Source organism: Bacillus sp. AG4(2022), assembly GCF_031844465.1.
GTDB classification, from domain to species: domain Bacteria; phylum Bacillota; class Bacilli; order Bacillales; family Cytobacillaceae; genus Bacillus_AB; species Bacillus_AB infantis.
Genome location: NZ_JAUZVH010000011.1, coordinates 50,616 through 77,611 on the forward strand (window position 1 = coordinate 50,616; position 26,996 = coordinate 77,611).

A 26,996-nucleotide genomic window follows, 5' to 3' on the forward strand; every position below is an offset into this window, starting at 1 on the left:
AGAGGGGCGGCTTATATAACAATGGCCAAACTGAAATGAAACAGGGTGTATTTTATAATGGATCGTTCACTTAAGCCTTCCGACCGTTTTGACTGGACGCTGAGCTTTCTGCTGCTGTTATTTGCCATAGTCAGCTGTACAGCGATTTACAGCGCCCAAACCTTGCAGCAATATGATAAAAACTTCTTGCTCATGCAGATTTTCTGGTATGGTGTCGGTGCCTTTATCGCGGGTGTGACCATGTATTTCGACAGCGACCAGTTCAGGAAGCTTTCCTGGATTCTTTATGCTTTCGGCATACTCCTGCTTGTGGCACTGGCTCTTGCTCCGAAAGAGATTGCCCCTGTCATTAAAGGGGCAAAAAGCTGGTTTGTCATCCCCGGCGTCGGTTCTATCCAGCCATCCGAGTTTGTTAAAGTATTCCTGATCATGGCGCTCAGCAAGCTGATCGCCTCCCATCATGAGAAATTCATCCAGAAAACACTGAAGACCGACTTTTATCTTTTGATCAAGATTGGCGCTGTGACCGCTTTGCCGCTCGGCCTCATCCTTGTCGAGGATTTGGGGACTGCCCTCGTCATTATTGCCATCATGCTCGGGATCATCTTCGTTTCCGGGATCTCATGGAAGATTCTGCTGCCCATTTACAGCGCAGGCATCGGTTTTGCCGCCAGCGTCCTTTATCTGGTCATTTGGGCGCCAAGTATCATCGAGAAATATCTGAAGGTCGATCCTTACCAGTTTGACCGGATCTATTCGTGGCTCGATCCCGAGAGCTACGGGCAGTCTGCCGGCCTCCAGCTGCTGCGCTCGCTCCAGGCGATTGGCTCCGGCCTTATTACCGGAAAAGGAGTCGGCGACAGGCAGGTCAATATCCCCGATAATCATTCCGATTTCATCTTCAGTGTCATCGGAGAGGAATATGGGTTCCTTGGGGCAAGCGTCGTCATCAGCCTTTTCTTCCTCTTAATCTATCATTTGACCAAGACGGCCATGGAAACCAAGGATCCTTATAATACTTATATTTGTACAGGGATCATCAGTATGATCACCTTTCACGTGTTCCAGAACATCGGCATGACCATACAGCTGCTGCCGATCACAGGGATTCCGCTTCCATTCATCAGCTATGGCGGAAGCTCGCTGATGGGCAATATGTTTGCAATGGGCTTGATCTTCAGCATCCGATTCCATCATAAAACCTATATGTTTTCATCTGATTCACAATAGTCTTGCAATTTTAATACTATGGGTTATAATACGTTTAATATTCAACGCAGCGATATATTCAATCAATGATGAAGAGAGTAGTAAAGGGCGGTCCCCTGAAGCGATGCAGGGATGGTGAAAGCCTGCAGGGACCCTTTTATGAAGCGCACTTCGGAGATGCCGGGCCGAAAGTCAAAGTAGGTCCTGCCGGGGAAATCCCCCGTTATCATTTCAAGAGGTCCTATGGACAATCAGAGTGGCACCGCGGGTATAACAGGCTCGTCTCTTTTATAAGAGGCGGGCTTTTTTGCGTTCAATCAAAACAACTGGAAGGAGAAAGATCCATGGTCAAACTGAAAGCCATTTTTACTGAAGCGCTTATGGAACTGTTTGAAGGCCGGTTCACAGCTGCTGAGCTTGCCGGCTTGATTGAAGTGCCAAAGAATACGGCGCACGGCGATCTCGCATTTCCCTGCTTCACCCTTGCAAAAAAAATGAAGCAGGCGCCTGCAGTGATAGCTGCTGAAGCCGCTGGAAAGCTGCAGCACAGCCTCATTGACCGGGCAGAGGCACATGGCCCGTACCTGAATATTTTTCTATCGAAGGAGAAAGTTGGCTTGAAGATCCTGCAGGTCCTTCTTGAAGCCGGCTCCCTCTACGGCAATAGCGCCACCGGCACAGGAAAGACTATCACTATCGATTTCTCAGCCCCCAATATCGCCAAGCCGTTTTCAATGGGCCATCTGCGTTCAACAGTCATCGGAAACAGCATCAGCCTGATTGCTGAAAAATGCGGCTATGAAGTCATCAGGATCAACCATCTTGGCGATTGGGGAACCCAATTCGGCAAGCTGATTACCGCCTATAAGAAATGGGGCAGCCCCGGCACTGTAAAAGAAAAGCCGATCGCTGAGCTGTTTAAGCTTTACATCCGTTTCCATGAGGAGGCAGAGAAAGATCCTGTTCTCGAAGACGAAGCGCGCCGCTGGTTCCGGGAGCTGGAACAGGGTAATGAAGAGGCTTTTGCGCTATGGAGCTGGTTCAGGGAGGAATCATTGAAAGAGTTCAACCGGATCTATGATCTTTTGGGCATCTCTTTTGATTCCTATAACGGAGAGGCCTTTTACAACGATAAAATGGAAAAAGCCGTAGAGCTCCTCCAGTCCCAAAACCTCCTCACCCAATCCCATGGAGCAGAGGTGGTTCCCTTGGAAGAGCACGGCCTCCCTCCCTGCCTGATCAAGAAATCGGATGGAGCGACCCTGTATGCAACCCGCGACCTGGCCGCTGCGATCTTCCGGCAAGAAACCTATCACTTTTCCGAAAGCCTGTACATCGTCGGCCAGGAGCAGTCAGTTCACTTCAGGCAGCTGAAGCTGGTTCTGAATAAGCTTGGCTTCCAGTGGGCAGATAATATGCATCATATACCTTTCGGCCTCTACCTGAAAGACGGAAAGAAAATGTCGACGAGAAAAGGAAGAGTTGTCCTGCTCGAAGATGTTTTGAAAGAAGCGGTCGATCTGGCCTATCAAAATATCTGCCTTAAAAATCCTTCGCATGAGCAGAAGGAAGAAACTGCTGCCGCTGTCGGCATCGGCGCTGTCCTTTTTCATGATTTAAAGAACGACCGCCTCAACCATATCGAATTCTCATTGGATGAGATGCTCACCTTTGAAGGTGAAACCGGTCCTTATATCCAGTACACAAATGCCAGGGCACACTCCATCCTTCAAAAGGCCGGGACAGCCGGCAAAATGGAGCAGGGGCTCAGCGACCCATACAGCTGGGATCTGCTCAAGCAGCTCAGCCTTTTTCCCGGGAAGATTGAAGAAGCCCATAAGCATTATTCGCCTTCAGTGATTGCCAAATATATCACCAATGTGGCCCAGAGCTTTAATAAATATTATGGGCAGATCCGGATACTGGACGATACGCCGGGGCTTGAGACAAGACTAAGCCTTGTCCGGGCTGCTTCTCTTGTCATGGAGGAAGGACTGAGGCTGCTTGGGATTGCGGCGCCAAAGAAAATGTAAAAAAAGAGGAGGGCAAAACGCCCTCCCCCTCCTGCTTTTATGCTTCTGCTTCCTTCTTCCTGATGATCTTCGACAGGGACAGGAAAAAGAAATAAGCAATAAATAGGCTTAGCAGGACTATTCCGATCAGATTGTGATGGATCAGCTTGAAAACGACGCTTAGGAGAGTCGCGATATACAATCCTGAAAGCAGCAGACTGATGTCCTTATTTTTATAAAAATTGGTCAGCCATGCGCCAGCCTGTGATCCGACAAGGCCGCCGGCAACTAGCAGGATGGCAGTCAGATAGCTGATCTCCACAGCAGATGCATACGAGAGGAATCCAGTGCTTACAATCAGCAGGACAGCAAACAGGCTTGTCCCTACTGCCTTTCTCGGCTGCAGTCCCAGGAAGGCAATCGACAGGGGAACCATGATGAATCCTCCCCCAACACCTAGAGCTGCCGAAACAAAACCGCCTGAAAATCCGATCAGCAGCATTCGCGCAAGGGATGGCCTGCCCTCATGGGACTGTTCATTTGACTTTTTGCCCTGACGGAACATGGTGAACGCGAAATAGGAAAGCAATATAATATAGCATGCCGGAATAACGGTTGCATCAAGCCCCTTTTCACTCAGTAACAGCACCAGCGGCTTGGCGGCCTGGGTGGCAAGCATACCGCTCACCCCAAGTATTGCCCCTTCCTTCCATAGTATATTTTTCAGCCGGAAATGGGCGCCGATCCCTGACAAAGAAGTGCCAATCGAGAAAAAAAGACTGGTAGCAATCGCTTCAAGGGGCGCAAACCCGATCAATAGCAGTACAGGCGTCAGGATGAATCCTCCTCCTACTCCGAAGAAGCCGGACAGGACGCTGATCACTCCGCCCAGCAATAAGAAAAGTAAATATTCCATATAAAAACTCCTTTGGTTATCTCTATACCCATTGTAACTGATTTCATTACCCTTTGCCCTTTACCTTGTATTACAATGTACATTGAAGTACAATGTATATAAATGAACCTGGGGGTACACTTCGTGGATAAAGAACTTTTAAAAGGAAGCATCGATATACTTTTATTATCCCTTCTTTCTGAAAAAGACAGCTATGGATATGAAATGACAAAGGAAATCCGCAAAAAAAGCGATGAAGCATACAGCATGAATGAAGGAACTCTCTATCCGGCTCTCAAGCGGCTGGAGGCAAAAGGGTTTATCACTTCCTACTGGCATCAGGAGCTTGAAGCCAGCAGGCGGAAGTATTACAGCATTACCGAAGACGGCCGCAAAGAATTACGCAAAAAGCTCAAAAACTGGAACAAAATCAGTGATTTGATCCACAAATTTTCGGAGGGCTACTCATGAAGAAAATCGATCAATATATTGATAATATCGTTGATGGGCTGCCAATGGACAATACTGAACGGGAAGAACTGAGGCTTGAGATGACCTCTCATCTTGAAGAACATGCAAAAGAGCTGATGGCCTTCGGCTGGTCCGAGGAAGAAGCAGCCGGGGAAGCTATCAGATGCTTCGGGAATGAAAAAAGGATCAGCTCTGAGCTGAAGAAAGCTGTTTTTCCTTTTTATAAAATAGTCAGGTTCCTCTTCAGCACGATTTTTTTAACGGCTGCCCTTCATCTCCTATCATACGAGGCTATGGTGTATTATAACCCGCAGTATGAGTTCGGCCTGGAACCAGGCTACCTTTTTACCACTTATATGCTTGTGTTCTTCCTGGCAGGGATCGCAGAGATATTGTATGAAGCTGTGTCACAGGCTTATAAAGTGAAGTGGCTGCAGAGCCCCTGGGTGGTCATCCTCGTCCCGGCTGCTTTTATCTCGGGATTGACATCGCTTGACTGGTTCAAGCAGCCTGAAAGATACCAGAATGGGCTCTGGCTCGACCTGTTCGCCATCCTTATCGGGGCATTCATTTATCTTCTTGCAAGGCAGCTGTATACCCTATTATTCTTAACCACTAAAAGAAAAGCCGGATCAGCCGGCCAGCGGTAAAGCCCCCTTGCCTATTTATGAAAATTAATGTAATTATCGGACTCCTGCATGACTTGGCAGACAGTAAATGATATACTTCTCGTGTGCTGTCCTTCAGCTCTGTACAAGGGGGCTTGAGGATATTTAACGAAGCTGCTAAAGGAGATCCGTTATGTCAGAACTGATTCACACGATTGAAGAATGGCTTATGGAGTATGGTATCTTTGGATTGTTTTTTGTTTCCTTTGCCGACTCATCCTTCTTCCCTATCCCTCCGGATGTACTTTTAATCCCAATGGGCATTTCCAATCCGGACCGCGTCATCTGGTATGCGCTCATTACAACCGTGGCATCCGTCCTGGGCGCCATTCTCGGATGGATCATTGGAAAAAAACTGGGCCGCCCTGTTTTGCGGTTCATCATCTCTGAAGAAAGAATCCAGAAAGTCGAGAACTATTTCAATAAATACGGGCCAGTAGCCATCCTTATCGCAGGCTTTACCCCAATTCCTTATAAAGTGTTCACCATCTTTGCCGGCATTACAACAGTGCGGCTCCGGACCCTCGTCATCTGGTCCATCATAGGCAGAGGCGCCCGCTTCTTTCTTGAAGCTGCCCTTATTATGGTGCTTGGCGCCCAGGCGCGTCCATTCATTGAAGAGAACTTCGGGATGCTTACACTCGTAGGCGGCGCCCTGATCGTCATCGTGTATATCATCTATCTGGTTATGCGTAAAAAGAAAAAAACTGTCTGATCGAAAACGGCCCTTGGATGGCCGTTTTTTTATACTTATTTTTTATTTATAATAATTATAAATAAGTATTGATTATAAAGTAATATTTGATATAATATAACTGCAGACAAAACGAGGAGGAATATTTATGACTTTGACAAACAGCCTGAATAAACAAATTGCCAACTGGAGCGTCCTTTACACAAAACTTCACCGTTTTCACTGGTTTGTAAAAGGACCGGCATTTTTCACCCTGCACGGGAAATTCGAAGAGCTTTACAATGAAGCGGCGGCGAATGTAGATACAATTGCAGAACGGACATTGGCAGCAGGAGGAAAGCCGATTGCTGCCATGAGCCAATTCCTTGAGCAGGCGTCCATCGCAGATAACGGCAGCGAAGAAACAGCAGAAGAGATGGTCGCTTCCCTCATCTCAGACTACGGCACAATCAGCTCTGAACTTAAGCAGCTGGCCGGCATTGCGGACCAGGAAGGAGATCCTGTAACAGAAGATCTTGCTATCGGACTGATTGAAGACTTGGAAAAGAAAATCTGGATGCTGAAAGCCTTCATAGCCTAAAAAAAGAGCCCAGCGGCTCTTTTTTTGTATACTCCTATAAGAAAATAAAGGAGTTCTCCCTTCTATGGGGAATATTTATGAAAGGAAATCTTTTGTAAAGGCAGGAACAAAATAAATGCAGAAAAATTCAATGGTGCTCGACATTCTCTTTTATGTTGTGCTCCCTCTTGTTGTTTGGAATTACGGCCGGGACATGCTCGGTGATTACTTGGCGATGATCCTGTCATCTGTACCTGGCATCATCTATACACTGTACCGCTTCTTTCAGCTGAAAAAGGTCAATTTATTCGGCCTCTTCCTTCTTTCTAACCTGGTGATCGGCACCATGATCGATGTGCTTGCCGGGTCAGCCCTTCAGCTTCTTTGGAATAATGTGATTTACTCTTATGTGCTGGGCTGCCTGTTTTTATTGACGATTGTCCTGAAAAAGCCAGTCTTCCTCTATTTCACTCTCGATTTTATGGAGTTGCAGGGAAAAGACAGAGGCAGCATGAAGGAAGTTTTCTTTAAAAGCAAAACCTTGATGATCTTCAGCCTGATCACGGCGGGCTTTGCTCTGAAGTTTATTCTTCTTGCCTCCATTAAGGTCTGGCTCATTGGAAAATACGGCGTAGATGCCTTTGACCAGGGAATCGTGCTGAGGCAGATCCTGAACTGGGGTTTTACCATTGTATCCGCAGGCGGTTTTTATTTTATCCTGAAAGAAATCGGAGCGCTGAACGAGCCTCCTGAAACAACCATAAGCCAGGACAGCCCTTAGAGCTGCCCTGGCTTTATCATTTGCAGATGTCCGTCATGGACGCTTATCCGGCAGGGAGTTGCCGAATACACCTCCCCATCCATATCTGCCTCCATCCTCTTGTCTGTGCTTACTAGTATTTCCTTCCCTTTATAATGAAGGATGTTCTCGTTCGCTTCCATGCTGTCTTCTGTAAGTGCTTGTTTCATTAAAGAAAGATTGGCATCTTTTATAATAAATAAATCAGCCAGTCCGTCATTATATTCGAGATTCCTGAAAGGCAATGCATTGGTCCCTATATATTGGCCATTGGCCAGCAGGATCATGACAGCATCCTCCTCTATCTCCTTCCCATCGATTATAATGGATGCATGGAATGGCTCCATTTCCTTGATTGTCCGCAAGGCGCTCAGGAAGTAGCTGATCCGCCCAAACAAGTTTTTTTCTGTTGCCTTGATATTTTCCGAGGCCTCTGCCACCAGGCCGATGCCCCAGAAGTTGAGGAAGTAATCTTCATTGGCCTGCATGACGTCAACCCGCTCCATTTCTCCTGCAACCATGCTGAGCGCCGCATCACGGATATTCTGGGGGATATTCAATGTTCTTGAAAAATCATTGCAAGTACCTCCAGGCAATATGCCGATGGCCGGCCGGGTCTCAAGCGGCGCCAGTCCATTGATGCATTCGTGTACCGTCCCGTCTCCGCCCAGGATGAAAACAACATCCACTTCAGATCCATATTCCCTGCAAAGCTCCCTTGCATGCCCTTCCCTTTTCGTTGGCAGCAGAACCAGTGAATCCAGTTCTGCAGACAAGATCGGAACACAGGCTGCCAGGGACTTTTCCATATTTTTTTGCCCGGCATTTCCATTATAAACAAGCATTCCTTTTTTAAACTCCATCCTGGCCAAGGCCCCCTTTTCCGAACAGTGTACTGCTATTACATTTACATTTACCCAACTTTTGATGTTTCAATTATTCTTGATGTTTAAATTGCTGAAAGGGATAAAATATCTATTTTTAAATGAGCGGTATTGGATTATATTGTAATTAGGAAAAGCCAAGGAGGAGTACGAATGGATGCAATACGGTTCCTGCAGGGAGAGCGGATTTATCTGCGGCCCATCAGTACAGAAGATACGGATATATATGTGAAGCTGCTCTATAATGAACAGTCACGAAAGCTCACTGGGCTGAAAAAAGCTTTTTCGAAAGATCAAATCTTCTCTTATATTAAAGACAAAGCGGAGGATTCATCTTCCATCCTCTTATTGATTGTCCTTGATGGAACGAATGAAGTGATTGGTGATATTGCCCTTCAGGATATAGATGCCACCAACCGCAATGCCAATATCCGTGTGAACATCAGTGAGGAAGAGAACCAGGGGCGCGGCTATGGAAGCGAAGCAATGGAGCTTATGCTTGGCTATGCTTTCGGTGTGCTGAATCTGCACAGGGTTGAGCTGAATGTTTTTGTCTATAATGACCGGGCGCTCCATGTCTACGAGAAGCTTGGCTTCAAGCAGGAAGGCGTCCAGCGCGAGGCTTTATTTTACGATCACCAGTACCATGATTCCATCATGATGAGCATTCTGGAGGATGATTACCGCAGAATTCATCTGGAGGAAAAATAGAGCTGCAGGCCGTGCAACCTGCACGGTTTTTTAAACAGGAAAAATTCACAATTTCCTGATTGACTTTGCGAATGAGCGGGAGTATTTTATAGATTATAATCACACTTGAATTTAATACCTTTGCTGAATCTTATTTTAAGAACGGGGGAACCAATATGGCAGGAGGCTGTTGCGCCTGCCCGGGGTGAATCCTGGCTCAGGCCAGGAAGGAAGCTCTCAATTCCTAATCCGGCAGCTAACTCCGTAAGCATATTGAGAGAAAGGCCAATAGACATATTGACCATTCTTTTCCGTGGATAAGAATGGTTTTTTTATGGTCAAAATTAAATTTGCTTTTCACCATTTGAGGAAAAAGGAGCTCTTTCGATCATGAAGCGAAAATACCTGAATATCACTCCGCCCCAGCTTTTGACCCTTATATTCCTGTTTTTCATCCTGCTGGGGGCCGCCTTGCTGAAGCTTCCCTTTTCAACCATTAATGGTGTTACATGGATTGACGCTCTGTTCACAGCCACTTCGGCTATGACCGTGACAGGGCTGACAGTGGCTGATACGGCCTCAACCTATACTCTGTTCGGCCAGACTGTCATCATGTGCCTTATCCAGCTTGGAGGTCTTGGCATTATGTCCTTCGCTGTGCTGATTTACTTAATGCTCGGAAGGAAAATCGGGTTCAAGGAGCGTCTCGTCCTGCAGCAGGCATTGAACCAGACGTCGGTAGGCGGGGTCATCCGCCTCGTCCGCTACCTGTTTATTTTTTCCTTTACGATCGAGGCCATCGCCGTGTTCTTTCTTTGCCTGAGATGGGTTCCGCAGTACGGATGGTGGGATGGCTTCTATTACAGCCTCTTCCACTCTGTTTCTGCCTTCAATAATGCCGGCTTCCAGCTCTGGCCCGATGGCCTGAGCCAATTTGTCGGCGACCCTGTCATCAATATTGTGATTTCCATGCTCTTCATCATCGGGGGCCTTGGATTTACCGTACTGGCCGACCTGTGGAAATCAAAACAATTCAGAAGGCTGTCGCTCCATTCTAAAATGATGATTGTGGGCACCTTTGCAGTCAATATCGTGTCAATGGCCATCATCTTTTATCTTGAATACAATAATCCGCAGACCCTCGCCCATCTGACCAGCTGGGAAAAGCTTTGGGCCTCCTATTTCCAGGCTGTATCACCAAGGACTGCCGGGTTCAATTCCATTGACATCGGCGGGCTTGAGGATGCAACAGTCCTGTATATGCTGCTGTTAATGTTTGTGGGCGCTGGGAGCGCGTCCACCGGTGGCGGAATTAAACTGACGACCTTTATCATCATTATCATGGCTGTGATTACGTTTATACGCGGCAAAAAAGACATCGTCATTTTCCGCCGCACCATCAGCGTCAACTATCTGACAAAGGCATTGGCCATCTCGATGATTTCCATCCTGTTCGTCTTTATCGCCATCTTTGTCCTGAGCATCACGGAGGATTTGCCATTTATTAAAATTATTTTCGAAGTTGTATCCGCCTTCGGAACGGTCGGCCTGTCCATGGGCATTACTGCAGACCTGTCAGAAATCGGAAAAGAAATCATCATCTTCATCATGTTCCTGGGCAAACTTGGCCCGCTCACACTCGCCTTCTCATTTGCCAGACAAAAACCGGAGAAGATCAGGTACCCTGGTGAGGATGTTTTGTTGGGTTAGGGAAGAGCTGAGGACGATTGCCTAAGTTGATTAATAAGGCGGCACCTCCATATTATCGGCAGAATGCACACAACAAAACCAGGCCAGAACTCACTGTTCCGGCCTGGTTTTTAATATAATGTGTTAAGCAGCATTCTACTCCAGCCTAAGCTTCACTTCTCCCTCGACCCAGGAAGGAAACGCTGATAATTCAAGTCTAATGGGATTCTTATACTTGGCGGGATCTGCTTCAGATAAGCCCACGCCAAACTCCTGATAGAGGCCATCGCTTCCGCGGTAGAAAGACCTTCCCCCATAAAGCTCCCTGCCCTCTGCATCTTTTGCAGCTGCAAAGAGCTGATGATTGTATTCCTCCCCTGCCCGAACCTGGACAGAGAGATCTCCACCATTTAAGACTGCACCTGACAATTTATTGCCCTTTGGCTGTTTCACAATCTCTTTCGTTTCGGTGTTAATGACCACTTCCGCATCCTCCTTATCCACGGCCATCACTTTATTCAGGGCCAGATACAGCTCCTTCGGCTCTTTAAAATAGTTGCTTTGCAGATAAATTATTTTCTCGTTTTCCTTAATATCTTGTGCTGACACACCATTGGCAATGCCAGACCAGGCTTCTCCATTCTCATCAACAAGCCGCAAATCTTCCAGAGCAAAGATTTTCTTGCTGTTCTCCGGATCAAACACCACATGGATGGCCACGCGCAATGGATAAATGGCAATGTCCTTAAATGTGATTTTCTGCCCTTCTATTGAAACAGTTTCATTTAAGGGATATACCTTTTTCTTCACTTTTGGGTTTTCAACCGAAAAGTTAATTTCGAATGTTTCTGTGCCATTCTTTGTTTTGACCTCTGCCTCTGCCTTGAACTCTTTCCCTTTCAAGTCTTCACTGAATAGATAGTCAGCTGTTCCATTTACAGACTTTACTGGTTCATCTGTGTAAGAGCTATCACCAGAACCGGAAAAGCTGACAGGAAGCTCCTTCCCATCACCGCCAGTGATTTCAATACTATTTGTATGCAGCACCTGCTTCTCCTCTGACTCAACTGTGTAAAATACCACCAGCCCCCGCTCATCCCGTATAGCACCATCAAGCGTAACCCGGATCCCGTTTTTCTCCTGGGATATGCCGAGCGGCTGCATATAGTCATTCTCCACAGCGGATATCCATCCCTTGTCAAAACGGATAAGGTCTACCAGCTTTTCCATACCCGGCATTTCTGCTACATAGTGGGCAAAGGCCGGGGAAACTCTGATGCTGGTCAAAAATCCGAGCAATAGCAGGGCGGCCGCAATACCGGGCAGCCAGCTCCTTTTGATCAATCGCTTCTTCGGTGAAGCAGCCTTGGCTTGCTGGAACCCTTTCATGATCGCTTCTTCCAGCCGTTCATCCGGCACAGGAAATTCCTGATACCGCTCTCGTATAGCCTCAAGCTTTTTTTCTTCCTTCTCAAACATCCATCTTCCCCCCGCTTTCCTCGAGCTTCTCTCTTAATGACTTCAACGCTTTATTGAGCCATGTTTTTACAGTTCCTTCCGGACGGTTGTACAGGGCAGCCACTTCCCTGATTTTCAGATCATGGAAGTATTTGAGCGTCAGCAGTTCACGGGAGCGGTCATCGAGCGCCTCCATCGCATCCTGGACTTCGAATAGAAGAGTATTCTCTTCCCCGCCTGCTGCGAGGAGCAGCTGTTCGTTATATACAAGCCTGTTTTGCTTCTTGAGCCTGTCGCAGCAGTAATGGATCATAATCCGGATGATCCACGTTTTGAAATAGGCAGGCTGCTTCAAATCTTTTATGCTCCTGTAAGCCCGGAAGGTTACTTCCTGCACGGCCTCAAGAGCTTCTTCCTCATTTCGCATATAGGCAAGTGCGGTTTTGTACAAATCCGCCTTACAGGAACGGATGATATCAAGAAAAGCTTCATCATCCCCTTTTATGGCTTTGCGGACAATATGCTCCAAAGCTGATCGATCCCCCTCTTGTTTTCCTGAATATTAGACTGCTCCTTAGGAAAAAGGTTTTGCTTTTTCAAACTTTATTTTCCAATTCAGCTGCCTGCAGCCTGTTTATCTGCTAACTCACTGGGTAAATGTAAATATCTATGATAAGGAGTGGATCTAGTTGGATAATAATTATGCATTTTGGAGTGGCTGGAACGGTTATCTGAACCAGCTTCCCGACCTTCTGCTGGCATTAGTCGTCCTCCTGCTGGGATGGATCATTGCAAAGGCGGTTGAGAAGGCTGTCCTGAAAGGGCTCCGCAAAACAAACCTTGATAATAAACTGTTTGCCGATTCAGGAAACAGGAAGTATTCCCCTGAGAAAATCATAAGTAAAATCGTTTATATTCTCATCCTCATTTTTGTCTTTATTTGGTTCTTCAATATCCTAAACTTAAGCTTCCTGGCTACTCCGCTAGTAGGCATGTTCTCGACTATTACAGGTGCCATCCCAAGTATTCTAAAGGCTGCTTTGATCCTGCTGGTTGCCTGGCTGGTGGCATCCGCGCTCAAGTTTCTCATCAAGCGTGGAGGCAGAACGCTTCGCGTCCATGAAACACTGAACAAATATAAATTCATTAAAGGAGATCACGACTCCTCCAATATCGTCGATAAAGCCGCCAATATCGTATTCTATCTGGTTCTGCTGATTTCCCTTCCTGCCGTGCTGTCAGCCTTGAATCTCGAGGGAGTCTCCGGACCGTTTGCCAGCATGCTCAATGATATTCTGGCTTTCCTTCCTAAACTCCTTGCCGCTGCCCTTATTCTGTTTATCGGCTGGTTCATCGCCAAGCTGGTCCGTGATATTGTCACGAGCTTCCTGCAGAGCATCGGTACGGAAAAGCTTGTCGGGCGTTTCGGCCTGTCCAAGCTGTTTGAAGGGACCACCCTTTCATCTGTTGCCGGCTATATCGTTTTTGTCTTCATTATGATCCCGGTCGTAATCGCGGCACTCGAAGAATTGGATCTGGAAGGAATATCACAGCCTGCAATTGCCATGCTGAACGATGTCCTCACCATGATCCCGAATATCATTGTCGCCATCGCCTTTATCCTTGCGGGCATCTGGCTCGGAAAATGGGTCAGGGGGATGGTTGCCGGCCTTCTTGAACGAATCGGCGCAGATTCATATTTTAATAGCATAGGATTCACAAAAAATAAAACCAAGGCTGCAAAAAGCGGGATTTCCCAGCTGATTGGCTATATTGCCCAGATCATTGTTGTCCTCTTATTTGTTGTACAAGCTCTGAACCTGCTGAAGCTCGACTTCCTTGTCACACTGGCAACCGGTGTCATAGCCTATCTGCCTCATGTTCTTGCAGCCCTTGTCATTCTTGGCGCAGGATTATGGCTCGGAACTCTGGTAAAGAAGCTGCTTTCAAGCCTGCTGGAAGGCCCTCATTTCCGCCTTCTATCATCTGTGGCGCAATATGCGATCGTAGCCGTTTCCATCTTTATGGCCCTGGACCAGCTTGGCGTCGCCCATTCCATCGTCAATTCTGCCTTTATCCTTATCCTCGGCGGACTGGCTCTCGCCTTTGGCCTTGCCTTCGGTTTAGGAGGAAAGGATTTTGCCGCCAAGTATCTGCAAAAGCTTGACCGTAAAATTGAGCAGACGAGCATCAATAAAGATGCCCGCACCGCCCAGATTAAAGAATCAATGACTCCAGATGCCTCTATGGGCAATCAAGCTGGAGATTCCGGTCCTGCCCGGCCGATGACGCCTGATAACGCTGATCCGATAAATCCGGAGCATAATCGCATGAATGAAAACAGAGAAGGATAGCAGCCGCGCACGAGAGATATTTTGAAGCACGGGATGAAGCCGGCCTCCTGCGGGAAGCCGGCTTCTAAAAATCATTTTAGGAGAGCTGATTATGAAAACAATTCAAAAAGCATTGCTGAAAAAAGAAGATATGACCAACCCTGACATTGTGCCTGCCTGGGTCATTGAAGAATATAAGACCTTCCATCAAACTGTCACAGACAAGACCTTCCCATGCTATTTCGGCATGACTGCTGAAAACCGAGGGGAGCTGCGCTATGCATATATTTCACAGGATGACTGGTCACAGCTTCCAAAGGCGCTGGAACAGTTCATTGACCTTTTTGATGCTCCCAAGCTTATCCGCCATGGCCTGTTTGTGTTTGTGGAGCCGGAAAAAGAAGAGAAGGATATCCCTTACTACCGCGAATATTTCTGGAACATCCTGCAGTATCTTCATGATCAGGATGAAAAGCCTTGGCCGAAGGATTATCCAGAGGACCCGGACCACCATCTATGGGCATTCTCTTTTGCAGAAGAGCCATTCTTTGTGTTTGGAAACGCGCCTGCCTATAAACAGCGGAAAACAAGGGATCTCGGAAACAGCCTTGTGCTGGGCTTCCAGCCGAGGAGAATCTTTGAGGGGCTTGAAGGCACTTCTAAAGGAGGAATCATGTCCAGGGAAAAAGTCAGGGAACGAGTGGAAAAGTGGGATGGACTGCCAAAGCACCCGAATATCAGCCATTACGGGGATCCTGAGCATCGGGAATGGAAGCAATACTTCATCGGCGATGACATCGAGCCAATCGAAGGGAAATGCCCTTTCCATTCTAAGTGATAGAATGGGTCAATAATTTATGCAAACAGGTTTCATTTTCCTTTTAAAATGGTATCACTATATTAAAATATCATTAAGAAAGGAATAAAAAAGCATGGTACAAGTAACTGTAACCGTTAATCACGGCGGAAAAAACTATATGACAAATGTAATCGCACATAGAGGAACTCAAGAAGAGGAAATTGCCCGCCTTGCACAGGAACAGGTGCAGAGGCAATGGCAGACTGTAAATTAAAAAAGTGAAGCGTGAGCGCTTCACTTTTTAGATTCCCCATTTAATATAAACACCCAGTGCGACGATGGAAAGCAGAATGACTACTGCATAAATTACAGTCAGGTTGACCGTATTTTTCCTCGCTGACTTCGAGTAGTCAGCATCACTTTTGCCGGCCAGCATAAGGGTAAAAATTAAAGAAAGAATGATAATGGCGATAACGATGATTAATCCCAGCTTCATGTTCGACTCCCCGCTTTTTAAGAAGGCTGCTTAATAGATTTCCCTTCAACTGTATATGATTAGTGTATCACTTTATATTTAATTCGTTCCCCTTTTATATATAAGTTTCACACAAATATCACCTTTTAGTTTGTTCGAATCCCGCTGACATCAGCGCCTGCTTAAGATTTGCCCTTGTCGGGATTTCCCGGAACTCTATTCCGAGAGCCACGATCGTCTGGGCGATTTCCGGCCGTATTCCGGTCATAGTTGCCTTCACACCGATCAGGTTTAATGACTTTACAATCTGGAACAGATTATGGGCGACCATCGTATCTATCATCGGTACGCCGGATACATCAATGAACAGCTGCTTTAGTTGAAGCTCTGTGCTGTTTTTCAGGCATTTTTCCATAATGAATTTTGCGCGCTCTGTATCCACTTCCCCAACAAGTGGAAGAACTGCTATATCCGCTGAAATCGGGACAACCGGAACGGACAGCTCCTGCAGGGCAGTCTGGGCGACTTCAATTTTCCTGGTGCTGTGGTTCATGTAAATATTGCTGAATATATATGCGACCTCATCCAGGAGCGGGTTGATGATTTTGCTGACATCAAGCATCGTGACTGCAGCAAATTGATTTTTCTCCAGCTCCTCAGTGAAAACGTCCCAAATAACCGATCTGAACAGGGACAGCACACGCAGGGATTCGTCCAGGGGAACGCCGTTTTCTATCGCCGTTTCTCCTGTTTCACGCGCCCATTTTTCAATTCTGCGCCCGCTTTCCTCCCGATCCGTATACAATGATTCACCCAGGATTTGAATCAGGGCTTTGCGCCATTCAGCTATCTGATCTCTGGCGACAGTCGATTTCTTAAGCTTTTCCTTATAAAAAGGGCATTCCCTTTCAAATATATGTTTGACGAGCTGCTCTTTGCTCTCTACTATCCTTGTGCCAATCTTAATCAATTCGTTTTTCAAAGCAATCCCTTCCCCTGTGAAAAAGTCTGACAATTATATCATAGCATTTCCGTGCAGTATTGCAACGCAGACCTCATCTGAACCCCGGCATGGAGGCACTTTGTGACATATATTACAGGCCGGCTGAGGTTTAGGCCATTTTCACCTGAGGGTATGTACTCTAGTAGAAACATTTTTAAACGATTAAGGAGGAATGAACATGGCAGATGATAATAAACGCGTAGTAGGCTCATATGCAACAGAGGATGAAGCGGTTGAAACAATTGAACGTTTGAAAGCGGAAGGCTACCGGGCTGAGGACATTTCGGTCATCAGCAAGAACCGTGATGATCTTGACGCTGTGAGCGAAGAAACCGGAACGAAAACAGAGGAAGGACTTGCGGCTGGCGCTGCTGCCGGCGGAGCATTGGGCGGGCTCACAGGGCTGCTCGTGGGCATCGGCGCCCTTGCAATCCCTGGAATTGGACCGATCGTTGCGGCGGGTCCGATTGCTGCAACACTGACCGGGGCAGCGGTTGGCGCCGGGGCAGGCGGACTTGCAGGCGCATTGATCGGCATGGGCATTCCGGAAGAAGAGGCCAACCGTTATGAAGCAGAGGTAAAAGAAGGAAGAATCCTGATCCTTGTCGATCCTGACGACCGGAACCGCGACCGCCTGACGGATGATGAAACGATCTTCACCGGAGGGGCTGTCAATGACGCCCGCCGCACTGACGAAGATTTCGTTGGCACAACAGACAGGAATACAGCCATCCGGGCTACGGACCAGGAAGATAGGTATGACAACTATATAGTCGATCCGCTTAACCCGGGCGAACTGGATAAAGGCGAAAATGCATTCCAGGACCACAATGATCAAAACCGCCCGTATACGGATGAAAATATAGATCCAAACACCCCTCTCAGTGACAAGGTGGTAAGCAATCCCTTTGCAGATGAAGACAGGCTGAGAGATGAAGTGAACCGCGATTATACTGACCCGCGCCAGCCTAATTCAGACTATCCTAAAGGATAAGGTCTCAGCTGGCCAACAAGGACCTGGCAGACTAACCCGCCAGGTCCTTTGGCTTTTTCATTTTTGCCCTGCTGAATACACTGAAAAGGTTCATGATATAATAGAGGCAATCCGCATGTTGAAAGGAGAAATAGTAATGAGGGACCATACTTTTTCCGGATTTATCGGCACCTACACAAAAGGCGACAGCAAAGGCATCTATTCTTTTGAATTGAATACAGAGAACGGCAGGATTGAAAACGTCAAGCTCGCCGCAGAGCTTGAAAACCCTACATATGTGACAATCAGCGAAGATAAAACCCGACTTTATTCTGTCGTAAAGGAAGGGACGCAGGGCGGCGCCGCCGCGTTCTCCATCAGTGATGGCAGCGGGCTTACAGAACTGAACCGCCAGCTGTCTGACGGTGCCTCCCCATGCCATATCAGCGTAAATAGAGACTCGAGCTATGCAGTGACTGCCAACTACCATAAAGGTACGATTGAAGCCTACGGACTGACGGGGGACGGTTCCCTGCTTTCAGCTTCATCTGTTGCCCAGCATGAGGGCACAGGACCAAACCCAGACCGCCAGGAAAAGCCGCATGCCCATTATGCAGGCTTTACGCCAGATGAGAATTATATTGCCGCCGTTGACCTGGGTACAGATGAAATCATTACCTATGCGTTAAATGATGGGCAGCTGAAGGAAGCGGCCAAACTGGATGTAAAGCCTGGCAGCGGGCCGCGGCATCTTGTTTTCCACCCGGAAAGGAATATTGCCTATGTGATGACAGAGCTGAGCTCCGAGGTGATCGTGCTCGAATACAGCCCGAATGACGGCAGCTTCAAGGTAATGCAGACAGTACCGGCCATCCCTGAAACATTCCGGGAAAATAACCAGGGAAGTGCCATCCATATCTCTTCTGACGGCCGCTTTGTCTATGCCGCCAATCGCGGACATGACAGCATTGCCGTGTACTCTGTAAATGAAGAAACCGGCACGCTGGAGTTCATCGAGCATACCTCCACTGAAGGAAACTGGCCGCGCGACTTTGTGCTCGATCCTTCAGAAAGATATATCGTTGCCTCCAACCAGGAAACCGGAAACCTCACTTTGTTTGCTCGTGACGCACAAAGCGGCAGGCTATCCCTGCTGCAGAAGGATGTTTCAGTTCCTTACCCTGTATGTGTGAAATTCTTATAAAAAGCTTTTAAAAAGGGATATGCCCTGTTATCAAAGTATTCATAAGCGCATGGATGTTAACATCCATGCGCTTATTATATGGTCCTGATCACCATGTTGGCTGTACTGTTACCTGGATGAAAAAGGGCGTCCTATATAAGAAAGCAACAGGCTTCTGATACACCGCAAAAAAAATCCTGCACTTGCAATGAAGGCCAATGCCAGTAGAACCCGTTCATTGATAGGCAGCTCAAAAATAAGGCTTATACCCAGCAAAAGGATACACAGCAGGCCATTTACTCCAAACAGAATACCCCATAGGATATCTTTTACATACTTATAGATCCTTCTTCCTTTCACGTATTTGATATAAAGGAAACAAACTATGCATGCACCTGTCATGATAAGCACAGTCTTTATAAAAGGCAGGGAGGTACGTTCTTCCCAAGGCATATCAATTATGACCATGTTTACGTAATAAGTTAGATTAAAAACAATCATAAAGAGGACAGCATAAAAAAACACCACCCACTCACTTATATAAATAATAGGCATAATAAGCTTCTTTAACATAGTTCCTCCATTGATTATAAGCCAGGCTGTTTTCTTTCTATCGTAACAAAATCACTTTGCCATTTCATGTTTTTTCAGGGTAAAAAGACTTTAATCTAAGCCCTACGTGATGCTAGTCTTTTTCATGTTACATAACCATATGCTATAATAGGATTAAGTTACATTGGAGGTGATTAAATGAAAACAGTCGGTGCAATAACTGACAAACAAAAGATCCTGATGATGAAGGAATGGCTCCAATCCCGCTCTTCCCGCGACTATTGCTTGTTTCTGCTTGGCATCAACACCGGAATACGCATCAATGACCTGCTTCACCTGCAGGTAAAGGACGCAGCAGATGAAAGCGGAAATATCCTTTCCTATCTGCATACCTCTGAGGCTTGCTTTCCCCCTATCTATTTCAATCTGCAGGTCCGTGAAGCCCTCCACACATGCATCCAGGAGAATGGCCTCAACTGGGAAGACCCGCTCTTTAAGTCAAGGAAGTCCAAAAATTCAATCACGAGGGTACAGGCGTACCGGATCATTAATGAGGCTGCCCAGGCCGCCGGCATTGAAGAGCCTGTCGGCACACACACACTAAGAAAAACCTTTGGCTATCATGCTTATTCAAAAGGTATTGCCGTGTCGCTCATTCAAAAGAGGCTCCAGCAATCCTCCCCTTCAGAAACCTATAGCTATCTGGGGATTTCACCTAAGAACCCTCCATCTGTCACTCTCGACGTCAATTTATAGAAAAGGAGCTGATATCAATGATTAATGTTTTGCATACAGATACATTCATCCTGCTTGCGGCCATCCTGTTCATTACCGGCGTGCTGACAACTAAGTTCTCCTCACGCCTCGGCGTTCCTTCCCTCGTGCTATTTATGGCAGTCGGGATGCTGATGGGCAGTGACGTACTGGGCATCATTTATTTCGACAATGCCAGCACAGCCCAGATGATCGGTGTCCTTGCTTTAATCATTATCCTGTTTGAGGGCGGCCTGCAGACTAAGTGGAAAACACTGCGCCCTGTCGTCCTCCCATCCTTGTCACTCGCCACCCTCGGCGTCATCCTCACATCCGGAATCGTCGCAGCCGCAGCGAAGTTCATTCTGGGGACAGGCTGGCTCGAATCGATTTTATTCGGTGCCATCGTCGGATCAACAGATGCCGCTGCCGTTTTCGCTGTTCTTAAGGATAAGAATATCGATGAACGGATCGGTGCCACTTTAGAAGCAGAATCAGGCTCCAATGACCCGATGGCTGTCTTCCTGACAGTCGCCATGATTGAATTGATCACCCTTCCGGAAGCAAGCATCTGGTCGCTGATCGGAACCTTTTTCCTTCAGATGAGCATCGGCCTTCTGTTTGGCCTGATTTTCGGCAGATTGGCCGTCTTTGCCCTTAACCGCATCAATCTTGATTCTGGCGGCCTCTATCCTGTTTTTGCCACAGCCTTTGCACTCTTAACCTATGGTATTACAGCCTTTGCAAGCGGAAGCGGACTCTTGGCCGTCTATATCGCTGCCATTATCATCGGAAACATGGAACTTGCCTACAAGCATACCATCTTCCGTTTTTCTGAAGGATTTGCCTGGATGATGCAGATCATGATGTTTGTGATTCTCGGCCTGCTGGTGTTCCCTTCAGAGCTGTTCAGCCTGGATATCTTCCTGAAAGGCATTGCCATTTCTGCGATCCTCATATTGATTGCAAGGCCTGCAGCCGTCTTCTTGTCTACCGTCAGGATGGGATATAAAACGAATGAACTCATCTTCCTTTCCTGGGCAGGACTAAAGGGAGCTGTCCCTATCGTCTTGGCCACCTTCCCCCTTCTTGCAGGAATCGAGGGAAGCCAGCAGATCTTCAATGTCGTGTTCTTTGTCGTCCTGACCAGCTGCCTCATACAAGGCTCAACGATTACAGCGCTCGCAGCTAAACTGAAGCTGACCGGACCGAAAAAAACGACGCCCATGCATTCGCTTGAGCTTGTGTCCATCGGAAAAGCCGATGCAGAGATGATTGAATACGAAATGGAGGATGATGCCCAGATCATCGGGCAGACCCTGATTGATATCCCGTTTCCAAAAGGTGCACTTGTGAATGCCATCATCCGCAATGATGAACTGATCACACCGGCCGGCAGCACCATCATCCTTCCAGGGGATGTTCTGTATATCCTGGCAAGCCGCAAAAGCAAGCCGCAGCTCAAAAAGCTTCTCCTGCAGAAAAAAATAGAAGAAGCGGCCGAGCCGACTGCTTAAGAAGGTACCGCGTTCACCCGGTCCATCAAAAAAACACCGTCCTTATCCGGACGGTGTTTTGCTTTACTCTATTATCAGGTTAATTCCCTGTTTTTCTTTTTCTCGGATTCACCGACGATGACTGCACAAGCAGCATCACCTGTAATATTAACTGCTGTTCTGGTCATATCCAGAAGCCTGTCGATCCCGATGATCAGGGCAATCCCTTCAACAGGAAGGTTAACAGACTGAAGGACCATCGCCAGCATGATCAGGCCGACGCCCGGCACACCTGCTGTACCGATGCTCGCAAGGACGGCAGTCAGGACGACCGTCACTAGCTGCGTGAACGTCAGGTCAAGGCCATATACCTGAGCGATAAAGATGGTTGCGACACCTTGCATGATCGCTGTTCCATCCATATTGATTGTCGCACCAAGCGGCTGAACAAAACTGCTCACCGATTCAGGGACCTTCAGGTTCTTCTGTGCCACATTCATGGAAACCGGAAGTGTGGCATTACTGCTCGATGTACTGAAGGCCACGCTCATGGCCGGGGCAAAGCCCTTGAAGAATTCGATAGGGCTGCGCTTGGCCAGGAAGTATACCGATCCTCCGTACGTCACAAGCGTATGGACGATAAGTGCCGCAAGCACCACACCCATGTACAGCCCCATCGCTTTGATCGCATCAACTCCCTGGGTGCCGACTGCCGATACGATCAGGCCGAAGGTTCCATATGGCGCAAAACGCATGATCAGGTTCACAAGGTACATCATCAGCTCATTCCCCTGGTCAAACAGCTTCAGGACGCCTCTGGTTTTCTCGCCAAGCATAGTAAGACCAAAGCCGACGAAAACAGAGAATGTAATGATCTGAAGCATGTTACCTTCTGTAAATGCCTTGATAGGATTTGTCGGAATGATATTCAGCAGGGTTTCAGATACAGGCGGAGCTTCCTGTGCTTCAAACTCTGCACCAGTGGTATCGAAGGTCCCGACATTCCCCGGCTGGAAGATGTACGCGAAGACGATCCCGATGATCAAGGCCATACAAGTAGTAGCCAGGAAGAAAGAGATTGTCTTCAGGCCGATCCTTCCGAGCTTTTTAGGATCCCCGAGGCCGGCTGTGCCAAGAGTGATGGAGAAAAACACGATTGGCACCACGAGCATGTTAATCAGGTTGAGGAATATTTTCCCCAGCGGAGTGAACAGATAAGTATTCAATGTTTCAAATAAATCCGGGGAATATAGATTCAGCAATAAGCCGACAATGCCCCCTGCAATCAGAGCGATGATAATCTTTGTTGAAAGTTTCATGCTGCAAGCCTCCTTGTCAAATTCTGATTTTTTAGCATAGAAAAACACAGAGAGCGAGTCTCTGTGTTTGAACGCAGACTTGTCCTCCCAAATAACGCTTACGAGGTTAGCTGTCGGATTCGGGCTTTGAGAGTGCCCTACCTGTAAAGGATTCACCCCGAGGCAGATATATGCCCGTTGGATCCCCCGCTCTTTAAAAAGATTAAGCGCATCTTTCGATAATTTTTTTTAATTTTACTCTATGAACCTATCGTCTGTAAATATTTAAATACTGGAACTGTACTTTTTCCCTCACAGAAAAACAAAATAAATGACAGCCGCGAGGATAATCCTGTAAATGGCGAACGGCACCAGCTTGATTCTGTTGATGAGCGCCAGGAAGAAACGGATTGATGCCAGGGCGAACACAAAGGCACTGATGAAGCCGACTATAAAGAATGGGATGGCATCAGGCGTGAAGTACTCCCAATTTTTCAGAAGCGACAGCCCGCTTGCCCCAAGCATGACAGGCACCGCCATGATAAAGGTAAAATCAGAGGCTGCCCTGTGGCTGAGGCCGAGCAGCACCCCGCCCGAGATTGTGGAGCCTGACCGTGAAAAGCCCGGCCATAAGGCGATGCACTGGAACAATCCAATGAGGATTGCCTGCCGGTAAGTGATTTTGTCCACCGTCTCGATGGCCGGCTTCCTCTTTGAATAATAATCAGCTGCAATCATAAGCAGAGCGCCAGCCACCAGGCCGATTACCACTGTATTGATAGAGAAAAGGTATTTATCTATATAATCCTCGAAAAGAAGCCCGAGAACCGCCGCAGGCAGCAGGCCCGCAATGACTTGTGTAAGCTTCAGCCTCGGTCCATCCGATTGTTCCTTCCCCCCTTTACCCAGCCCTAAGAGCTGGATAAACCGGTCCTTGAACACAATCACCACCGCAAGGATCGACCCAAGCTGAATGACAACCTTGAATGTATTGGCTACTTCCTTCGAGAAAAGCTCTTTTGACTTTAATAAAATATCGTCCACTATAATCATATGGCCGGTAGACGAAACGGGTGCAAACTCAGTAAGACCTTCAACAATGCCCAATATCAGGGCAACAATCATCTCTTTCATTATTTTCCTCCAGAACAAAACAGCTGCCCCGCACGCAAAAGCTGCTAATATGAGCTCTCATCGGCGGAGCAGTCCTGCCATCTATTTATTTTTCTTTCTCTTTATCATCTTCCAGGATGCCTTTTGTTGCCTTTTTGAATTCACGCAGCGTATTGCCGGCAGCCCTGCCAAGCTCCGGAAGCTTTTGCGGTCCAAATATAAGCAGCGCAACAAAAACAATGACCATGATTTCCCCAAAGCCTAAATTCCTCATCTCTGCACCTCTTTTTTCAGTTTAGTTTTATTTATTACTACCAGAGGAGGAGATAAAGAACTTAGAATGAAAAAAGACCGGTGTAAGCAGGATCCTCAGCTTTTCCAGCATAATATCCATCCGGAAAAACCTTCGGAAAAGCAGCATGCCGGCCGGCGATGCCAACAATGGAAGATACGCGGCCGTCCCAAGGAGCTTTCCTTTTCGCTCAAAAGGCTTTTCTTTCGAAAAAACCTTGCCGTCCTCCAGGACCAGCATTTCAAAGCGCTTCTCATCACCCGAAAGCAGGCTCGAGAAAGGATCATGCCCTAATCCCCATAGACTATAGACACTGATTGCAAATAGGAAAAGGAGATTCATTCCCGCCATATTGTCTTCCCTTTCAGTTTGATAGAATTATCATACTTCGTCCGCCCCGGTTTGGAAAGACTGAAAATCAATAACCAACCCCCTTTTTATGGAAAAAAGAAAAAGGACAGGCTATCCTGTCCCCTCCTATCCCAAAAACTCATCAGGCAGGTGCCGCTGGCAGTTCAAAAACATGGCCACCCTTCTTTTATGATCCAGCCTGAACAAATGAACTCCGGTATCTCCTGTAGCAAAGAGCTGGCGGCTTGTATTGGGCAGCCCAAGCAGCGCCAGGATCAGCATGGAAATCAATCCGCCGTGCGAAACTGCAGCAACCCTCTTATACCCTTTTTGTTCAGCATCATCCAGGATCTCTGATAGAACGGTCTCGGCCCGGAATCTCATTTCAAGCATCGACTCCCCCTTCTCGATGCGCACATGCGGCTTTCTGCCCTCAGGCGGTTCTGGATAACGGATGCCCGCTTCCTCCCGGGACATCCCGGCCAGAACGCCATTATTGAATTCCATCAGCCTTTCATCCTTCCTCAGCCTGCACCCTGCTCTATCAGCTGTAATAGCCGCTGTTTCATAGGCCCTTTTCAGCGTACTTGCCCAGATGATATCAGGAGGATAGTGTTCAGTGATAAATTCAGCAAGGAGTCCCGCCTGCCTCCTTCCCAAAACGGTCAGCGGAAAATCCGCCCTGCCCTCGTGTACGTCCAGCAGGTCAGCTTCTGACTGGCCATGGCGGATCAGCAATAATTCAAGCATCCACTCCAACTCTCTTTCTTTTTTATGTATAAAAAGATATTACCCTGCCAAAATAAGGATGCATTCTTACTAAGAGATTCAATTTCTCTATAAAAATAATCCTGATTGAGGTGGAACATGAATATTCCAGAAGTGCTTATAAGGATTACCGTTTCTTTTCTTGTGCTTTTTGCGCTTGCCAGACTGATGGGGCGGAAAGAAATTGCCCAAATGACCTTTTTTAACTTTGTATCAGCCATTGCCATCGGTTCTATTGCAGCCAACCTTGTCCTCAGCCCGAATGTGACCATTCGAAATGGGGTCATTGCCCTGGCCGGCTGGGCCGCGTTCACCATCCTCATGGGCTATCTTGATATCAAATCCAGGAAAGCAAGGGTATTCCTGGAGGGCCAGCCGCTGATCGTCATAAAAGACGGCAAGGTGATGGAAGACTCCCTCCGCAAAGCCAGACTGGATATTGATGCCTTAAGCGCTTTGCTCAGGCAAAAAAATATCTTCTCCATCTCAGATGCAGACTATGCGGTCTTTGAGACGGACGGCAAGCTGTCGGTGCTCAAAAAAGAAGGAAAGCGCCCGCTGACACAAAGCCATGCAGCCCAGGGAAACCCGGTGCCCAAAGATGCCTATCCGGTCGGCACCGCCGTCATTTCCGATGGCCAGCTTGTCTCCCAGAATCTTGACGGCTTAAACCTTTCCCAGGAATGGATTGAAGACCAGCTCCAGCAAAGCGGCGCCTCCCTGTCTGATGTCTTCTACGCTGAAGTCCAGCAGAATGGCACCCTTTACGTTGACTATAAGGATGATCAGCTTCACTAACCGGAGGCGAAGATCTTCAGAACTGCCCCAGCGCGGGCTTTACTGCAAAGACAGGGACCTGTAACCAGGCCCCTGTCTTTCTTTTGTGCTATTTCACCAGCTCAACAAATTGCTCCAGCTTCTCAAGACTGGTCAGGTTCTGGTTGCATTTTATGGTGTCGCTGCAAATATAATTGCCTTTTCTTACGTAAGTCCCCTGAACGGCGCCCTTCTTTTGGGAAACAAACAGTCCTGCTTCTCCATGTTTGCCGCAAATAGAACAAATCCCTTTTTGGCTGATCGGCTTGAAGGTTCCTGACAAGCCGGCAAGCTTATTTTTATTCAGCACGGCCATATACCTTCTCCCAGTGCCTTTGTCGTCCCAGGAAAAGTAGGAAATGCCTTTCTGCTCTTCCAGCCCGGCTTCAGGCACCTTCAGCTTTTTAGCCTTGGGAAACAGCTTCCTGGCTGCCTGTTCGCTCACTGCCGGAAATGGAATGATATAATCCTGCAGGCCTTCCAGGTACCGGTCTGCCTCTGTCCTGTCCTTTATATCAGGCAAAGGGGCAAGAAGCTCCTCCTGTTCAGCAGTGAGCTCTGGAAACAGTGCTTTAGCCTTCTCAGAGGTGATGGCTCTCAGTGCATTCAAAACCCCTTTATCATTTACAGAGCTGTGCCCGTTCACAAGGTGGGCTGCCTGTTCTTTTATAAAATTATACTGGTCGTTCCGGATAAACGGCTCCATTGCATTCACTCCTATTTTGTCCCGGATCAGGCTGTTGACTTCTCAAGATAATTATAG

Annotated in this window: 29 protein-coding genes, 2 riboswitches and 1 other annotated feature; of the genes, 17 read left to right on the forward strand and 12 right to left on the reverse strand. The window is 47.5% G+C overall.

What is annotated here, in order from left to right:
- The first annotated feature begins 57 nt into the window (after window positions 1-57).
- Complete coding sequence (locus tag Q9R36_RS23620; protein WP_253616008.1) at window positions 58-1,230, forward strand: FtsW/RodA/SpoVE family cell cycle protein; 1,173 nt, start codon at window positions 58-60, stop codon at window positions 1,228-1,230.
- Between the two features lie 56 nt (window positions 1,231-1,286).
- Window positions 1,287-1,499 (forward strand) — a binding site (T-box leader).
- A 54-nt stretch (window positions 1,500-1,553) separates the two neighbouring features.
- Window positions 1,554-3,242 (forward strand): arginine--tRNA ligase, encoded by a 1,689-nt coding sequence (gene argS, locus Q9R36_RS23625; RefSeq protein ID WP_311225980.1) that lies wholly within the window; start codon window positions 1,554-1,556, stop codon window positions 3,240-3,242.
- A 37-nt stretch (window positions 3,243-3,279) separates the two neighbouring features.
- Here argS and Q9R36_RS23630 read toward each other — a convergent pair whose 3' ends face one another.
- Window positions 3,280-4,137 (reverse strand): sulfite exporter TauE/SafE family protein, encoded by an 858-nt coding sequence (locus Q9R36_RS23630; protein ID WP_101552576.1) that lies wholly within the window; start codon window positions 4,135-4,137, stop codon window positions 3,280-3,282.
- A gap of 123 nt (window positions 4,138-4,260) precedes the next feature.
- Here Q9R36_RS23630 and Q9R36_RS23635 point away from each other — a divergent pair, with 123 nt between their 5' ends.
- From Q9R36_RS23635 to Q9R36_RS23655, 5 genes are all read left to right on the forward strand, one after another.
- Window positions 4,261-4,587, forward strand: coding sequence for a PadR family transcriptional regulator (locus Q9R36_RS23635; RefSeq protein WP_224905198.1), 327 nt, complete (start codon window positions 4,261-4,263; stop codon window positions 4,585-4,587).
- Entirely contained in the window at window positions 4,584-5,237 is a 654-nt protein-coding gene (locus Q9R36_RS23640; protein WP_253616003.1) for a permease prefix domain 1-containing protein, read from the forward strand. Before Q9R36_RS23635 ends, Q9R36_RS23640 begins: the two co-directional genes overlap by 4 nt.
- Window positions 5,238-5,388: 151 nt before the next feature.
- Entirely contained in the window at window positions 5,389-5,970 is a 582-nt protein-coding gene (locus Q9R36_RS23645; RefSeq protein WP_311225981.1) for a YqaA family protein, read from the forward strand.
- A 127-nt stretch (window positions 5,971-6,097) separates the two neighbouring features.
- Window positions 6,098-6,529: a Dps family protein gene (locus tag Q9R36_RS23650; RefSeq protein ID WP_101552569.1), complete on the forward strand. Its 432-nt coding sequence runs from the start codon at window positions 6,098-6,100 to the stop codon at window positions 6,527-6,529.
- Window positions 6,530-6,644: 115 nt separating this feature from the next.
- Complete coding sequence (locus Q9R36_RS23655; RefSeq protein WP_253616001.1) at window positions 6,645-7,289, forward strand: VC0807 family protein; 645 nt, start codon at window positions 6,645-6,647, stop codon at window positions 7,287-7,289.
- On the opposite strand, the gene Q9R36_RS23660 is transcribed toward Q9R36_RS23655, so the two are convergent.
- Entirely contained in the window at window positions 7,286-8,170 is an 885-nt protein-coding gene (locus tag Q9R36_RS23660) for a diacylglycerol/lipid kinase family protein (protein ID WP_101552567.1), read from the reverse strand. The genes Q9R36_RS23655 and Q9R36_RS23660 overlap by 4 nt on opposite strands.
- A gap of 174 nt (window positions 8,171-8,344) precedes the next feature.
- On the opposite strand from Q9R36_RS23660, the gene Q9R36_RS23665 reads away from it, so the two are divergent.
- Together Q9R36_RS23665 and Q9R36_RS23670 are read left to right on the forward strand one after the other, a co-directional pair.
- Window positions 8,345-8,902: a GNAT family N-acetyltransferase gene (locus Q9R36_RS23665; protein ID WP_101552565.1), complete on the forward strand. Its 558-nt coding sequence runs from the start codon at window positions 8,345-8,347 to the stop codon at window positions 8,900-8,902.
- Between the two features lie 111 nt (window positions 8,903-9,013).
- A riboswitch (cyclic di-AMP (ydaO/yuaA leader) is annotated at window positions 9,014-9,166 on the forward strand.
- A gap of 105 nt (window positions 9,167-9,271) precedes the next feature.
- Window positions 9,272-10,591, forward strand: a complete 1,320-nt coding sequence (locus tag Q9R36_RS23670; protein WP_253615997.1) for a TrkH family potassium uptake protein — start codon at window positions 9,272-9,274, stop codon at window positions 10,589-10,591.
- A gap of 135 nt (window positions 10,592-10,726) precedes the next feature.
- On the opposite strand, the gene Q9R36_RS23675 is transcribed toward Q9R36_RS23670, so the two are convergent.
- Together Q9R36_RS23675 and Q9R36_RS23680 are read right to left on the reverse strand one after the other, a co-directional pair.
- Window positions 10,727-12,049, reverse strand: coding sequence for a DUF4179 domain-containing protein (locus Q9R36_RS23675; RefSeq protein WP_311225982.1), 1,323 nt, complete (start codon window positions 12,047-12,049; stop codon window positions 10,727-10,729).
- Window positions 12,042-12,557 (reverse strand): sigma-70 family RNA polymerase sigma factor, encoded by a 516-nt coding sequence (locus tag Q9R36_RS23680; RefSeq protein ID WP_101552560.1) that lies wholly within the window; start codon window positions 12,555-12,557, stop codon window positions 12,042-12,044. The genes Q9R36_RS23675 and Q9R36_RS23680 overlap by 8 nt, the downstream gene beginning before the upstream one ends.
- A 160-nt stretch (window positions 12,558-12,717) precedes the next feature.
- Here Q9R36_RS23680 and Q9R36_RS23685 point away from each other — a divergent pair, with 160 nt between their 5' ends.
- The 3 genes from Q9R36_RS23685 (at window position 12,718) to Q9R36_RS23695 (ending at window position 15,434) form a co-directional block, all read left to right on the forward strand.
- Window positions 12,718-14,382 carry a mechanosensitive ion channel gene (locus Q9R36_RS23685; RefSeq protein ID WP_253615994.1) on the forward strand — a complete coding sequence of 555 codons (1,665 nt, stop codon included), beginning with the start codon at window positions 12,718-12,720 and terminating at the stop codon, window positions 14,380-14,382.
- A gap of 91 nt (window positions 14,383-14,473) precedes the next feature.
- Entirely contained in the window at window positions 14,474-15,199 is a 726-nt protein-coding gene (locus tag Q9R36_RS23690; RefSeq protein WP_101552555.1) for a YqcI/YcgG family protein, read from the forward strand.
- 94 nt (window positions 15,200-15,293) lie between these two features.
- Window positions 15,294-15,434, forward strand: coding sequence for a BA3454 family stress response protein (locus tag Q9R36_RS23695; RefSeq protein WP_142385315.1), 141 nt, complete (start codon window positions 15,294-15,296; stop codon window positions 15,432-15,434).
- A gap of 27 nt (window positions 15,435-15,461) precedes the next feature.
- On the opposite strand, the gene Q9R36_RS23700 is transcribed toward Q9R36_RS23695, so the two are convergent.
- Both Q9R36_RS23700 and Q9R36_RS23705 read right to left on the reverse strand, forming a co-directional pair.
- Window positions 15,462-15,656: a hypothetical protein gene (locus tag Q9R36_RS23700; RefSeq protein WP_009795711.1), complete on the reverse strand. Its 195-nt coding sequence runs from the start codon at window positions 15,654-15,656 to the stop codon at window positions 15,462-15,464.
- A gap of 118 nt (window positions 15,657-15,774) precedes the next feature.
- A complete protein-coding gene (locus Q9R36_RS23705; RefSeq protein ID WP_253615993.1) occupies window positions 15,775-16,617 on the reverse strand; it encodes an STAS domain-containing protein in 843 nt (280 codons plus the stop codon).
- Window positions 16,618-16,816: 199 nt separating this feature from the next.
- On the opposite strand from Q9R36_RS23705, the gene Q9R36_RS23710 reads away from it, so the two are divergent.
- The 4 genes from Q9R36_RS23710 to Q9R36_RS23725 all read left to right on the forward strand — a co-directional run bounded on the left by Q9R36_RS23710 (window position 16,817) and on the right by Q9R36_RS23725 (window position 21,616).
- Window positions 16,817-17,632, forward strand: coding sequence for a general stress protein (locus tag Q9R36_RS23710; protein ID WP_101552551.1), 816 nt, complete (start codon window positions 16,817-16,819; stop codon window positions 17,630-17,632).
- A 136-nt stretch (window positions 17,633-17,768) separates the two neighbouring features.
- Window positions 17,769-18,815 carry a lactonase family protein gene (locus Q9R36_RS23715; RefSeq protein WP_253615991.1) on the forward strand — a complete coding sequence of 349 codons (1,047 nt, stop codon included), beginning with the start codon at window positions 17,769-17,771 and terminating at the stop codon, window positions 18,813-18,815.
- A gap of 729 nt (window positions 18,816-19,544) precedes the next feature.
- Complete coding sequence (locus Q9R36_RS23720; protein ID WP_101552545.1) at window positions 19,545-20,102, forward strand: tyrosine-type recombinase/integrase; 558 nt, start codon at window positions 19,545-19,547, stop codon at window positions 20,100-20,102.
- 17 nt (window positions 20,103-20,119) lie between these two features.
- The gene (locus Q9R36_RS23725; RefSeq protein ID WP_101552543.1) at window positions 20,120-21,616 is read left to right on the forward strand and encodes a potassium/proton antiporter; all 1,497 of its coding nucleotides are present in this window, start codon (window positions 20,120-20,122) and stop codon (window positions 21,614-21,616) included.
- Between the two features lie 74 nt (window positions 21,617-21,690).
- Here the strand turns inward: Q9R36_RS23725 and Q9R36_RS23730 are convergent, their stop codons facing one another.
- The 5 genes from Q9R36_RS23730 to Q9R36_RS23750 all read right to left on the reverse strand — a co-directional run bounded on the left by Q9R36_RS23730 (window position 21,691) and on the right by Q9R36_RS23750 (window position 25,399).
- Entirely contained in the window at window positions 21,691-22,914 is a 1,224-nt protein-coding gene (locus Q9R36_RS23730) for a dicarboxylate/amino acid:cation symporter (RefSeq protein ID WP_224905164.1), read from the reverse strand.
- A 79-nt stretch (window positions 22,915-22,993) separates the two neighbouring features.
- Window positions 22,994-23,133, reverse strand: a riboswitch (cyclic di-AMP (ydaO/yuaA leader).
- A 72-nt stretch (window positions 23,134-23,205) separates the two neighbouring features.
- On the reverse strand, window positions 23,206-24,027 hold the full coding sequence (locus tag Q9R36_RS23735) for an undecaprenyl-diphosphate phosphatase (RefSeq protein WP_253615990.1): 822 nt from the start codon (window positions 24,025-24,027) through the stop codon (window positions 23,206-23,208).
- 85 nt (window positions 24,028-24,112) lie between these two features.
- The gene (locus Q9R36_RS23740; RefSeq protein ID WP_101552538.1) at window positions 24,113-24,280 is read right to left on the reverse strand and encodes a twin-arginine translocase TatA/TatE family subunit; all 168 of its coding nucleotides are present in this window, start codon (window positions 24,278-24,280) and stop codon (window positions 24,113-24,115) included.
- A 27-nt stretch (window positions 24,281-24,307) separates the two neighbouring features.
- Window positions 24,308-24,649 (reverse strand): hypothetical protein, encoded by a 342-nt coding sequence (locus Q9R36_RS23745; protein WP_101552536.1) that lies wholly within the window; start codon window positions 24,647-24,649, stop codon window positions 24,308-24,310.
- Window positions 24,650-24,775: 126 nt separating this feature from the next.
- Window positions 24,776-25,399 (reverse strand): histidine phosphatase family protein, encoded by a 624-nt coding sequence (locus tag Q9R36_RS23750; RefSeq protein ID WP_253615988.1) that lies wholly within the window; start codon window positions 25,397-25,399, stop codon window positions 24,776-24,778.
- A 117-nt stretch (window positions 25,400-25,516) separates the two neighbouring features.
- Between Q9R36_RS23750 and Q9R36_RS23755 the strand changes: the two genes are divergently transcribed.
- Window positions 25,517-26,215 (forward strand): DUF421 domain-containing protein, encoded by a 699-nt coding sequence (locus Q9R36_RS23755; protein ID WP_253615987.1) that lies wholly within the window; start codon window positions 25,517-25,519, stop codon window positions 26,213-26,215.
- An 88-nt stretch (window positions 26,216-26,303) separates the two neighbouring features.
- On the opposite strand, the gene Q9R36_RS23760 is transcribed toward Q9R36_RS23755, so the two are convergent.
- Window positions 26,304-26,939 carry a FusB/FusC family EF-G-binding protein gene (locus tag Q9R36_RS23760; RefSeq protein ID WP_253615985.1) on the reverse strand — a complete coding sequence of 212 codons (636 nt, stop codon included), beginning with the start codon at window positions 26,937-26,939 and terminating at the stop codon, window positions 26,304-26,306.
- Window positions 26,940-26,996 lie beyond the last annotated feature (57 nt).

Bases quoted from the DNA above. Each gene is read 5' to 3' on its own strand.
- argS (WP_311225980.1), top strand. From the start codon at position 1,554: ATGGTCAAACTGAAAGCCATTTTTACTGAAGCGCTTATGGAACTGTTT.
- Q9R36_RS23740 (WP_101552538.1), bottom strand. From the start codon at position 24,280: ATGAGGAATTTAGGCTTTGGGGAAATCATGGTCATTGTTTTTGTTGCG.
- Q9R36_RS23715 (WP_253615991.1), top strand. From the start codon at position 17,769: ATGAGGGACCATACTTTTTCCGGATTTATCGGCACCTACACAAAAGGC.
- Q9R36_RS23720 (WP_101552545.1), top strand. From the start codon at position 19,545: ATGAAAACAGTCGGTGCAATAACTGACAAACAAAAGATCCTGATGATG.
- Q9R36_RS23755 (WP_253615987.1), top strand. From the start codon at position 25,517: ATGAATATTCCAGAAGTGCTTATAAGGATTACCGTTTCTTTTCTTGTG.
- Q9R36_RS23745 (WP_101552536.1), bottom strand. From the start codon at position 24,649: ATGGCGGGAATGAATCTCCTTTTCCTATTTGCAATCAGTGTCTATAGT.
- Q9R36_RS23675 (WP_311225982.1), bottom strand. From the start codon at position 12,049: ATGTTTGAGAAGGAAGAAAAAAAGCTTGAGGCTATACGAGAGCGGTAT.
- Q9R36_RS23645 (WP_311225981.1), top strand. From the start codon at position 5,389: ATGTCAGAACTGATTCACACGATTGAAGAATGGCTTATGGAGTATGGT.
- Q9R36_RS23730 (WP_224905164.1), bottom strand. From the start codon at position 22,914: ATGAAACTTTCAACAAAGATTATCATCGCTCTGATTGCAGGGGGCATT.
- Q9R36_RS23665 (WP_101552565.1), top strand. From the start codon at position 8,345: ATGGATGCAATACGGTTCCTGCAGGGAGAGCGGATTTATCTGCGGCCC.
- Q9R36_RS23695 (WP_142385315.1), top strand. From the start codon at position 15,294: ATGGTACAAGTAACTGTAACCGTTAATCACGGCGGAAAAAACTATATG.
- Q9R36_RS23660 (WP_101552567.1), bottom strand. From the start codon at position 8,170: ATGGAGTTTAAAAAAGGAATGCTTGTTTATAATGGAAATGCCGGGCAA.
- Q9R36_RS23700 (WP_009795711.1), bottom strand. From the start codon at position 15,656: ATGAAGCTGGGATTAATCATCGTTATCGCCATTATCATTCTTTCTTTA.
- Q9R36_RS23640 (WP_253616003.1), top strand. From the start codon at position 4,584: ATGAAGAAAATCGATCAATATATTGATAATATCGTTGATGGGCTGCCA.
- Q9R36_RS23630 (WP_101552576.1), bottom strand. From the start codon at position 4,137: ATGGAATATTTACTTTTCTTATTGCTGGGCGGAGTGATCAGCGTCCTG.
- Q9R36_RS23725 (WP_101552543.1), top strand. From the start codon at position 20,120: ATGATTAATGTTTTGCATACAGATACATTCATCCTGCTTGCGGCCATC.
- Q9R36_RS23750 (WP_253615988.1), bottom strand. From the start codon at position 25,399: ATGCTTGAATTATTGCTGATCCGCCATGGCCAGTCAGAAGCTGACCTG.
- Q9R36_RS23760 (WP_253615985.1), bottom strand. From the start codon at position 26,939: ATGGAGCCGTTTATCCGGAACGACCAGTATAATTTTATAAAAGAACAG.
- Q9R36_RS23655 (WP_253616001.1), top strand. From the start codon at position 6,645: ATGCAGAAAAATTCAATGGTGCTCGACATTCTCTTTTATGTTGTGCTC.
- Q9R36_RS23650 (WP_101552569.1), top strand. From the start codon at position 6,098: ATGACTTTGACAAACAGCCTGAATAAACAAATTGCCAACTGGAGCGTC.
- Q9R36_RS23690 (WP_101552555.1), top strand. From the start codon at position 14,474: ATGAAAACAATTCAAAAAGCATTGCTGAAAAAAGAAGATATGACCAAC.
- Q9R36_RS23620 (WP_253616008.1), top strand. From the start codon at position 58: ATGGATCGTTCACTTAAGCCTTCCGACCGTTTTGACTGGACGCTGAGC.
- Q9R36_RS23710 (WP_101552551.1), top strand. From the start codon at position 16,817: ATGGCAGATGATAATAAACGCGTAGTAGGCTCATATGCAACAGAGGAT.
- Q9R36_RS23735 (WP_253615990.1), bottom strand. From the start codon at position 24,027: ATGAAAGAGATGATTGTTGCCCTGATATTGGGCATTGTTGAAGGTCTT.
- Q9R36_RS23670 (WP_253615997.1), top strand. From the start codon at position 9,272: ATGAAGCGAAAATACCTGAATATCACTCCGCCCCAGCTTTTGACCCTT.